Raw genomic sequence first — 10,546 nt, forward strand, 5'->3', positions numbered from 1 at the left:
ATGTGCCGTCAGTCCTCTGATGAGTTGTTGTAGGCCAGGTCGATCAGATCGTCGATATCGAGCCCGTCGATCGATTCGTCCGTCATGGTCGGCTCGGGCTCGGCGGGGCTTTCCGGCCCGGCCGCGAGTTTCATGAGGGCATCCAGCAGGCCCGCGTCGCGGAGCCGGGCGAGCGGGATGGTTTGGAGGGCCCGGCGAATATCGTTCTCCGGCAGATCCGTTGCCTGGTCGGGATTGTGGTCGGTGAATTCTTCGGCCAGGTATTCGGCCAAGGCTTGCGGTGACGGGTAGTCGAACACGAGGGTCGCGGGCAGGCGCAGGCCCGTCACGGCTTTGAGTGTGTTGCGGAACTCGATCGCGGTGAGCGAATCGAAGCCCAATTCGCTGAAGGGACGATCCGCGGCAACGGCATTCGCGTTCTGGTGCCCGAGGATGGTGGCGACCTGGCCGCGGACGATCTCGACGAGGACACCGAGCCGTTCGCTCTCGGGTGTGTTCACCAGCCGCGCGCGCAGCGCGGTGGATGCGCCCGAGGCCGCCTTGCGGCGCTGCGGGATCAGGGTGGAGAACAGTGGCGGCGCGGCGAATCCCGCGCCGCGCATGGCATCCAGGTCCAGGCGGACCAGGATGAGGGCCGCGGTGTCCATGCCGGTCGCGGCATCGAAGAGCGCGAGGCCCTGTTCTTCCGACAGTGGCAGCATGCCCGTGCGGGACATGCGGCGGCGATCGGCCTCGTTGAGTTCCGCGCCCATACCGCCGTCCGGGTTCCAGAGTCCCCAGGCCAGTGACTGGCCGTTCCGCCCGGTTGCCCGCCGGTGCGCCGCCAGGGCGTCCAGGCAGGCATTGGCCGCGGCGTAGTTGCCTTGTCCCGCAGCGTTGAACGAGCCGGCGATCGAGCTGAACAGCGTGAATGCCTTCAGTGGCAGGTCGGCGGTCAGTTCGTGCAGGTGCAGGGCGGCATCGACCTTGGGCGCCAGGACCGAATCGATCCGGTCCGGGGTCATCGAGGCGATGGCGCCGTCGTCGAGGACACCGGCCAGGTGGAACACACCGGTGAGCGGGTTAGCGGCGGGCACGCCCGCCAGTACCTCGGCCAGCGCGGCACGGTCGGCCACATCGCAGGCGGCGAACTCGACCTCGGCGCCGAGCGCGTGCAACTCCTCCCGCAATTCGGCGGCGCCGGAAGCGGATTCACCGCGGCGGCTCAACAGCAGCAGCCTGCGCACGCCGTGGGCGCCGACGAGGTGCCGCGCGAACAATCCGCCGAGGTAGCCGCTGGCGCCGGTGATCAGCACGGTGTCGTCCGGATCGAAGGCGCGGGCAGCCGGAGTGATCTCGGCGGTGGAGACGACCCGGGTGAGCCGGGCACCGTAGGTCTGCCCGTTACGCACGGCGACCTGCGGTTCACCGGTCGCCGCAATCGCGCCGAGTTCGGGACCGGCAGTGCGGGAATCGTAGTCGAGCAAGACGATTCGCCCGGGGCTCTCTGCCTGCGCGGAACGCACGAGGCCACCCACTGCTGCACCGGCGAGGTTCGTAATGTCTTCCCCGGCAACCGATACCGCGCCGTCGGTGCGAACCACCAGCACCGATTCACCGAATCGCGGATCGGCGATCCAGGCCTGCAGTGCCGGCAACACACTGTGTGTCGCGGTGCGGACGGCGGCGGGATCATTACCCGCAGGGCAGTCCAGCACCACGACCGGCGGGACCGGGTCGCTTCCGGTACCGAGGTCCGCCCACGCAACCGCGGTACCCGCGTCCTCGGACAGCGCGATCGGTGTCCAGTTGATGTCGAACACGGCAGTGCGCGCGATCGGGGTACCGGCGGTGAGCTGGGCGGGATCGATGGGCCGGGAGGACAGCTGTTGCACCGTCGCCACCGGGGCGCCGGTGAAGTCTGCGATATCCAGCGCGACACCGTGCTCGCCCCTGCGGGTGAGCCGGACACGCAACGCATCTGCCCCGGCCGCATGGACCGTGACACCGGACCATTCGAACGGCAGGACCACCGGCCCGTTCGCCTCGGCCGGGTTGTCGCCGGCGAAACGCAAGGCGTGCAGGGCCGCATCCAGCAGGGCCGGGTGCACACCGAAGCGCTCCGCGTCGGCGCGAGCGTGCTCGGGCAGTTCGACTTCGGCGTAGACCCCGTCGGATCCGCGCCAGGCCGCGCGCAGCGCCTGGAACACCGGGCCGTAGTGATAGCCCTGGTCATCGAGGGCGTCGTAGACACCGTCGAGGTCGACCGCGGTCGCTCCGGCCGGCGGCCAGGCCACCAGATCCGCAGGGGCGCTGTCGGATTCCGGCACGAGTGCGCCTTCGGCGTTCAAGGTCCACGGCGAGTGCGCCGAGTCGGCGTCTTCGTCGGGGCGGGAGAAGATCCGCACCCCGCGACGACCCGCCTCGTCCGCGGCACCGACCACCACGCGCACCGCGATACCCGCCGAGTCCGGCAGCACCAGCGGAGCCCGCAGCACCAGCTCGTCCAGGCTCGAACAACCCACCCGCTCACCGGCGTGCAGGGCGAGTTCGACCAGGCCGGTGCCGGGGAACAGCACCGTGTCCATGACCGCGTGATCGGCCAGCCACGGATGGGACTGCACCGACAGACGCCCGCTCAACGCGATGGCGTCCGAATCCGGTTGCGACACAACCGTCGAGACCAAGGGGTGTCCGGTGGCCATCAGGCCCATTGCCCGGGCGCCGCCATTGCTGGTGGAGCCTTCGGGGATCCAGTAGCGGCGGCGCTGGAATGCGTAGGTGGGCAGGTCGATTCGCTGGGCACCGGTGTCGGTGTAGAGATCGGACCAGTGCATCGCGGCGCCGGCGACGAACAGTCCGGCCACCGCGGTCAGCAGGGTCGACGGATCGGCGTGGTCGTCGCGACGGGCCATTGCCACCAAGGCCGCGGAACTGCCGTCGAGGGTCTGGGCGACCATCGGGGTCAGCACCGCATCGGGACCGACCTCGGCGAACCGGGACACACCCGCCTCGGCCATTGCGGTGATCGCCTCGGCGAAGCGCACCGTGTCGCGGACCTGATTCACCCAGTACGACGCATCGGACATCTCGTCGCCGATCCGGGCGCCGGTGACCGTGGACACCAGCGGGATATTCGGCCGGGCGAAGGCCAAACCTTTGACCACCGAGGCGAATTCGTCCAGCATCGGCTCCATCAGCACCGAATGGAAGGCGTGGGAGACACGCAATTTGTGTGTGCGCCAGCCCTGTTCGACGCACCGATCGACGACCGCCGTGACCGCGTCTTCGATGCCGGAGACCACCACCGCGGAGGGACCGTTCACCGCCGCGATCGACACACCGTCGACCAGCAGCGGCAGCACGTCCGTCTCGGATGCGCCCACAGCCACCATTGCCCCACCAGCGGGCAGTGCCTGCATCAAACGCCCTCGCGCAGCGACCAACACGCACGCGTCAGACAGCGACAGCACACCGGCCACATGCGCGGCCGCGACCTCACCGATCGAGTGACCGGCCACGACATCCGCACGGAAACCCCAGGATTCGAGCAGCCGGAACAACGCCACCTCGAACGCGAACAGTCCTGCTTGCGTGTAGACCGTGCGATCGATCAGATCGCCATCGAGCAGTGCCGTCTCCAGCGAAACCGGCTGTCCCAGCAGCGGATCCAACTCCGCGACGATCGCGGCGAAATGCTCGGCGAAGACCGGATACGCCGCACGCAGCTCCGTGGCCATACCCGCCCACTGCGCACCCTGCCCTGAGAACACCACACCGGTCGAACCGGAAATCGTGCGACCGGAGATCACACCCGGAACGGATTCACCGCGACCCAAGGCCTGGATACCGGCCCGCAGGCCGTCGCGGTCGGCGGCGACCACAACCGCCCTGCGGTCGAACAGCACTCGCGACGTCACCAGCGAGACGCCGATATCCATCGGGTCGTGGCCGTCCGCATACGCGGCCAGGCGCCTGGCCTGTTCGGCGAGAGCGTCACCGGTGCGCGCCGAGAGCACCCACGGCAGCACGCCGCCGGCCGGGGCGGTCCGGACCCGCGGAACGGGAACCGGATTCGCGATCGGGGCCTGCTCGACGATGAGGTGCGCATTGGTGCCACTCAGACCGAACGAGGACACACCCGCGCGCCGCGGGCGACCTGCCTCCGGCCACGGCACCGACTCGGTCAACAACCGGATATGGCCCTCGGACCAATCGACCTTCGTCGACGGCTGATCCACATGCAGGGTCTGTGGCAGCACGCCGTGCCGCATGGCCATGACCATCTTGATGACGCCGCCGACGCCGGCAGCGGCCTGGGAGTGCCCGATATTCGACTTCAGCGATCCCAGCCACAGGGGCCGATCCGCGGCTCGATCCTGACCGTAGGTGGCCAGCAGCGCCTGCGCCTCGATGGGATCGCCCAGCGTCGTTCCGGTGCCGTGGGCCTCGACCACATCGACATCGACCGGAGAAACCCCGGCATTGGCCAGCGCCTGGCGGATCACTCGCCGCTGCGCCGGACCATTCGGCGCGGTCAGGCCATTCGATGCGCCATCCTGATTCACCGCGGAACCGGCAAGCACCGCAAGCACTTCGTGGCCGTTGCGGCGCGCGTCGGACAACCGTTCCAGTACCAGGACGCCGACGCCCTCGGACCAGCCCACGCCATCGGCGGACTCGGCGAAGGACTTGCATCGGCCGTCCGGTGACAGCCCGCGTTGGCGGCTGAATTCGAGGAACATGCCCGGTGTCGCCATTACCGCGACGCCACCGGCCAAGGCCAGATCGCACTCCCCCGACCGCAGTGACTGCGCGGCCAGATGCATAGCCACCAAGGACGACGAGCACGCCGTGTCGATCGACAGCGCCGGGCCTTCCAGACCGAGGGTGTAGGCGATGCGGCCGGAGATCAGGCTGCCGGCGGTGCTGCTGCCAGTGCCGCTGCCCTCGCCGTAATCGTGGTACATGACGCCGGTGAAGACACCGGTCGAACTGCCGCGCAGCGCAGCCGGATCCACGCCCGCGCGTTCGAGGGCCTCCCACGACACCTCCAGCAGCAAGCGCTGCTGCGGATCCATCATCGTGGCTTCGTTCGGGCTGATCCCGAAGAAGTCGGCGTCGAAATCGGCTGCCGTGTAGAGGAACGACCCCTGTCGGGTGTAGGTCCGGCCCGGCTTGCCAGGTTCGGGATCGTAGATCGCTTCGACGTCCCACCCGCGATCGGCCGGCAGTTCGCCGATGGTTTCCGCGCCGGAGGTGACCAGCTGCCACAGGTCCTGCGGCGAGGTGATGCCGCCCGGATAGCGGCAGCTCATGGCCACCACGGCGATCTGGTCGTCGCCGCCGGTGCGGGCGGCGGTGACCTCGATATCGGCGGTGGCGCCGGTGAGCTGGGCATCGATGAAGGCGGCGACGGCCCTCGGGTCCGGGTAGTCGAAGACGAGGGTGGCGGGCAGATGCAAGCCCGTCGCGGCATTGAGCTGGTTGCGGAATTCGATGGCGCTCAGCGAATCGAATCCGAGGTGCTGGAAGGGCTGCTGGGGTTCCACCGCATCGGCGTCGGCGTGTCCGAGCAGGCCGGCGGCCGTGGACCGCACGAGTCCGAGCAGGGCGCTCGCGCGATCGGAGGCGGAGAGCCCGGCCAGCTTTCGCAGGAAGGCCTGCCCGGCCGCCGATCGGGCGGCGCGGCGCACGGGGGCCGGTGCGATGGCGCGGAGCAGGGCCGGGATCTGCTCGCCTCGGGTCCGAAGTACAGCGGTGTCGATTCGCAGCGCCACCAGCTGTGCGGTATCGGTGGCGATCGCGGCATCGAACAGTGCCAGGCCGTCCGCCTCGGACAGCGGCGGGAAGCCTTGCCGCCGCATCCAATCGAAGGCTTCCTCGGACAGGTCCGCACCGAGGCCGGTCGATCTGGCCCACAGGCCGTAGTCGACCGACGTCGCGGGCAGTCCCAGGTTGTGCCGGTGCGCCGCAAGGGCATCGAGGAAGACGTTCGCGGCGGCGTAGTTGGCCTGGCCGGCGGCCAGCACCAGACCACCGGCCGAGGACAGCAGCACGAACAGCGACAGCGACCGGTCACGGGTGAGTTCGTGCAGGTGCCAGGCCGCATCAGCCTTGGGCCCGAACGCATTCCCGATGCGATCCGGGGTCATCGATTCGATCACACCGTTATCGGCGATGCCCGCGGCATGCACGACGCCTACGAGCGGATGAGTTTCGGAGATGCCGTCCAGCAATGCTGCCAGCGCGGAGCGGTCCGAGACATCGCACGCGGCGATGGTGGCCTCGGCGCCCAGCCCGGCCAATTCTTCGCGCAATTCGGCTGCGCCGGGAGCGTCGAGGCCGCGCCGGGATGTCAGAAGTAGTTGGCGCACACCGTGTTCGGTCACCAGGTGCCGGGCGATCACCGCACCCAGACCGCCCGTGCCGCCGGTGATCAGCACGGTGCCCGGTTCGGTCAGGCGGGCGATGGTGCCGGGTGCGTGCCGGGTAAGTCGTGGGACGAGCACGGTCTGCCCGCGCAGTGCGGCCTCCGGTTCGCCGGCGACGGCCGTCGCGAGGGCGGTCGCCGTACTCGCATCAGGAGATTCGTCCAGGTCGAGCAGTTGGAACCGATCCGGATGTTCGGCCTGTGCGGCGCGCAGCAGACCCCAGACCGGCGCCTGGTCCAGGCGAATCTGCTCGGAATCGGCCACGGCCACAGCGTTTCTGGTCAGTACGACCAAGCGGGAACCGGCGAAGCGAGGATCGGCGAGCCAGCTCTGGGCGGCGTCGAGGACGCCGGCCAGCACCTGTCGTGATGCCTCGGCCGGAGACCCGTCCTGCAGGGGGCATTCCAGCAAGACGATCTCGGGCACGGTCGCGTCTGCGTCGGCGGCCAGCTCACTGAACCACGCCACCTGGCCCGGCTCGGCGGTGACTGCCTGCGGCGCGGTGATCCATTCGACGCCGAAGAGGGCCTCCGACACCCGATCCGCATTGAGGCGCTCTGCCGAGATCGGACGGGAGACCAGCGCTCCCACCGAGAGGACGGGTTGTCCGAGTCCATCGGCCAGCCGCACGGTGAACCGGTCGCTCTGCAGTGCGATCCGGACTCGTACCGCGGCTGCGCCAGCGGCGTGCACCACCACCCGGTTCCAGCTGAACGGCAGTGCGGGAAAGCCTTCGATGCCGCCGCGCAGGCCGTGGACTATCGCGACGTGCAGGGCCGCATCGAAGAGTGCGGGGTGGATCCCGAAGCCCTCGGCCTGCTGCGGGTCGGGCAGGGCGACTTCGGCGAACAGCTCGTCGCCGCGGTGCCAGGCCGCTTGCAAGCCTTGGAAGAACGGGCCGTAGCCGTAGCCGACATCGAGCAGGTCGTCGTAGACGCCGTCGAGGTCCAGCGGTTGGGCATCGGCGGGAGGCCAAGCGGTGAGGTCGAATTCGGCGATCGCGTCGCCGGGCGCGAGTACGCCTTCGGCGTGCAGCGACCATGGGCCTTCGCCTGCGTGCCGGGAGTGGACGCTCAGGCGCCGGCGGCCCGAGTCATCGGCGGCGGCCACCTCTACCTGTACCGAGACGCTGCCTTCGGCGGGCAGCGTGAGCGGGCTGTGCAGGACGAGTTCGTCCACCACATCGCAGCCCAGCAGTCCGGCGATGTAGGCGGCCAGTTCGACGAAGCCGGTCCCCGGCAGCAGCACGGTGCCGAGCACGCTGTGGTCGGCCAGCCATTCCACCGAGTCCAGCGACCAGCGGCCGGTGAAGCTCACGCCACCCGAATCCGGGTGCGGCACAACGGCGCCCAGCAGCGGATGATCCACCACGTCCAGGCCGAGTGAGCCGACCACACCCATTTCGGCCCCGAGCCACGACTCCGTCACCGCCCGCTTGGCATCGAGCCAGAAGCGCTCGTGCTGGAAGGCGTAGGTGGGCAGGTCGATTCGGCGCGCACCGGAGCCGGCGTAGAAGCCGGTCCAATCCACTTCGGCGCCCGCGACGAACAATCCGGCCACTCCGCCCAGCACCGCGGCAGGGTTGGCATGGCCTCGACGCGCCAACGCGAGGGTCGCGACGTCTCCGTCATCGAGCGTCTGCGCCACCATGGGAGTCAACGCCGCATCGGGCCCGACCTCGGCGAACCGGGACACACCGGTACCCGCCATCGTGACAACGGCGTCGGCGAAGCGCACTGCGCTGCGGACCTGGCGCACCCAGTACGAGGGACCCGACATCTCATCGGTCACGCGCGCGCCGGTTACCGTGGACACCAGTGCGATGCGCGGCCGGTTGAAGGTCAAACCCTGTATTGCCGAGGCGAACTCGGCCAGCATCGGCTCCATCAGCGCGGAGTGGAAAGCGTGGGAGACGCGTAACCTGTGAGTGCGCCAGCCGCGTTCCGCGCAGCTCTCGACGACAGCGGCGACCGCGTCTTCGACACCGGAGACCACCACCGAGGACGGGCCGTTGACCGCTGCGATCGACACGCCATCGACCAGCAGCGGCAGCACATCGGCCTCGGCGGCGCCGACCGCGACCATCGCGCCGCCTTCGGGCTGCGCCTGCATCAAACGGCCACGCGCGGCGACCAGAACGCACGCATCGGGCAGGGACAACACTCCGGCCACATGCGCGGCCGCGACCTCACCGATCGAATGGCCTGCCACGATATCCGCTCGCACACCCCAGGACTCGAGCAGACGGAACAACGCCACCTCGAATGCGAACAACCCGGCTTGCGCGAACACCGTCCGATCGATCACATGGCCGTCAGCCAGCGCCGCACTCAGCGAAACTGACTGCCCCAGTCGCGGATCCAGCTCGTCGACGATCGCGTCGAAAGCCTCCGCGAACACCGGATATGCCGCCCGCAGTTCGGTGGCCATTCCGGCCCACTGCGCGCCTTGACCCGAGAACACCAGACCTGTCGAGCCCGGAATCACACGACCGGACACGACGCCCGAGGGTGTTTCGCCGCGGCCCAACGCCAGCGCCCCCGTGAGGAGCCCGTCCTTCTCGTCGGCGATGATCACCGCGCGGTGATCGAAGACAGCACGGGTGGAGGCCAGCGAGAAACCGACGTCGACCGGGTCCGAAACATGGTGGGCCACATGGGAGGCCAGCCGGGCCGCCTGACCTGTGAGGGCCTCGCTGCCGCGCGCCGAAACCACCCAAGGCAGCAACCCATCGACCGGCGTCGAAACCTGTTCTGCCACTGGTTCACTCGCCGGGGCCTGTTCCACGATGAGGTGCGCATTCGTTCCACTGATACCGAACGAGGACACTCCGGCACGGCGCGGACGATCGGCCTCCGGCCACGGCACCGCCTCGGTGAGCAACCGCACATGCCCGTCGGACCAATCGACTTTGGTGCTGGGCTGATCGACATGCAGGGTCCGTGGCAGGACCCCGTGCTGCATGGCCATGACCATCTTGATCACGCCGCCGACACCGGCCGCCGCCTGGGAGTGCCCGATATTGGACTTCAGCGATCCCAGCCACAAGGGCTGATCCGCGGCCCGGTCCTGCCCGTAGGTGGCCAGAATCGCCTGGGCCTCAATAGGATCGCCCAAGGTGGTGCCGGTGCCGTGGGCTTCCACCACATCGACATCGGCCGAGGTGATCCCGGCATTCGACAGCGCCTGGCGAATCACCCGCCGCTGCGACGGACCGTTCGGCGCGGTCAAACCGTTCGACGCACCATCCTGATTGACCGCCGAACCGGTGATCACCGCGAGAATCCGATGACCGTTGCGCTGGGCATCGGACAACCGCTCCAGCACCAGCACACCGACACCCTCGGACCAGCCCACGCCATCGGCACTGTCGGCGAACGACTTACACCGCCCGTCCGGTGCCAGACCGCGCTGCTGGCTGAAGTCGATGAGCGTCTCCGGGCTCGCCATCACCGCGACACCACCGGCCAGCGCCAGATCGCATTCACCCGACCGCAGCGAGGCGGCGGCCGAATGCATGGCCACCAGCGACGACGAGCACGCCGTATCCACGGTGATCGACGGGCCCTCCAGCCCGAGCACATACGAAACCCGCCCGGAGGCAATGGATCCCGCGTTCCCGTTGTGCGGGTAGTCGTGGTACATCATGCCGACCCACACCCCGGTCCGGCTGCCCTTCAACGAACCCGGGTCCACACCCGCCCGCTCGAACGCCTCCCAGGAAGTCTCCAGCAGCAAGAACTGCTGCGGATCCATGAGCGCGGCCTCCTTGGGGCTGATATTGAAGAACGCGCGATCGAATTCCCCTGCGTCGTGCAGGAATCCGCCCTCGCGGGTGTAGACGCTGTTCGGCGCCGCGCCGGTGGGGTCGTAGAGGCGCTCGGTATCCCAGCCGCGATTGCCGGGGAATTCGGTGGTCGCGTCGGTGCCGTCCGAGACGAGCCGCCAGAGGTCTTCGGGAGAACCGACGCCGCCCGGATACCGGCAGGCCATACCCACGATCGCAATCGGCTCGCGCAGGGCGGCGTCGAGCTTGCGATTGCGCGCACGCAACCGGTCGGTCTCCTTCAGCGAGACACGCAGCGCCTGAGCGAGTTTCTGGGTATTGTCGTCGGGCTTGGTCATTATCGCTG

The 10,546-nt window shown here is 68.9% G+C and carries 1 pseudogene; it reads right to left on the bottom strand.

The features are described from left to right. Window positions 1-8: 8 nt before the first annotated feature. Window positions 9-10,529: pseudogene (locus ACH438_RS34595) on the bottom strand (type I polyketide synthase); the annotation flags it as partial. Window positions 10,530-10,546: the final 17 nt, after the last annotated feature.

The sequence above is a fragment of the Nocardia sp. NPDC020380 genome (assembly GCF_044386975.1).
Taxonomy (GTDB): domain Bacteria; phylum Actinomycetota; class Actinomycetes; order Mycobacteriales; family Mycobacteriaceae; genus Nocardia.